This window comes from Micromonospora sp. ATLC16, assembly GCF_057196645.1.
In genome coordinates, this window is sequence record NZ_JBXUOW010000173.1 from 1 (window position 1) to 846 (window position 846).

The 846-nt window shown below is 72.9% G+C and carries 1 rRNA gene and 1 pseudogene; one reads left to right on the forward strand and one right to left on the reverse strand.

Annotated features, from left to right (window positions below):
- Positions 1 to 110 (forward strand): 5S ribosomal RNA (gene rrf, locus AC2CHE_RS26915); the annotation flags it as partial.
- A gap of 94 nt (positions 111 to 204) precedes the next feature.
- Here the strand turns inward: rrf and AC2CHE_RS26920 are convergent.
- Positions 205 to 846: pseudogene (locus tag AC2CHE_RS26920) on the reverse strand (hypothetical protein); the annotation flags it as partial.

An 846-nucleotide genomic window follows, 5' to 3' on the forward strand; every position in this document is an offset into this window, starting at 1 on the left:
GTCATGGCGGAGGGGAAACGCCCGGTCTCATTCCGAACCCGGAAGCTAAGCCCTCCAGCGCCGATGGTACTGCACCCGGGAGGGTGTGGGAGAGTAGGACACCGCCGGACACACGTCACAGTCGAGGGCCACCCGGGATCGGGTCGGCCCTCGACTGCGTTGCGTCGTTCATACGGCGTACTCAGGAAGGATGTACCTGTGAGTTCAGCACCTCAGGGCGGGGACCGCCCCCGGGGTTACGAGGGCCGGCCGGCGGATCGCGACGGCGGTTCCCGCCGCAGCGACCGCCCGTCGCGCCAGGACCGGGGGGAGGAGCGCGGCTCTCGTGACGGCGGCGATCGACCCAGGTCCGGAGGCTTCCGGCGGGACGGTGACCGTCGCGAGGGCGGCTTCCGCGACAGCGGCCGTTCGGGCGGTGGATTCCGGGGTGAGCGCAGCGACCGTGGCTTCGGCGGGCGCGACGGCTCCGGCGACAGGGACCGTGACGCTGGCGGCTTCCGTGGGGACCGCCGCGAGGGCGGCTTCCGACGTGACGGTGGCGAGCGCTCGGCTGGCTTCCGGGGCGGCGACAGGGCATCTGGCGGCTTCCGTGGAGACCGCCGTGAGGGCGGTTTCCGCGACGGTGAGCGCCGGGAAGGCGGCTTCCGCGGCAACGACCGCCGTGACGGTGGCGCTGACCGTCGTGAGGGCGGCTTCCGGAGCGGCGACCGTCGTGAGGGTGGCTTCCGGAGCGGCGACCGTCGTGAGGGTGGCTTCCGTCGGCACGAGGGCGAGCGGGGCGGATACCGCGACGAGGCACGGCGGGACAGCGGCTTCCGAGGTGAGCGTCGCAACGATGAACGTCGC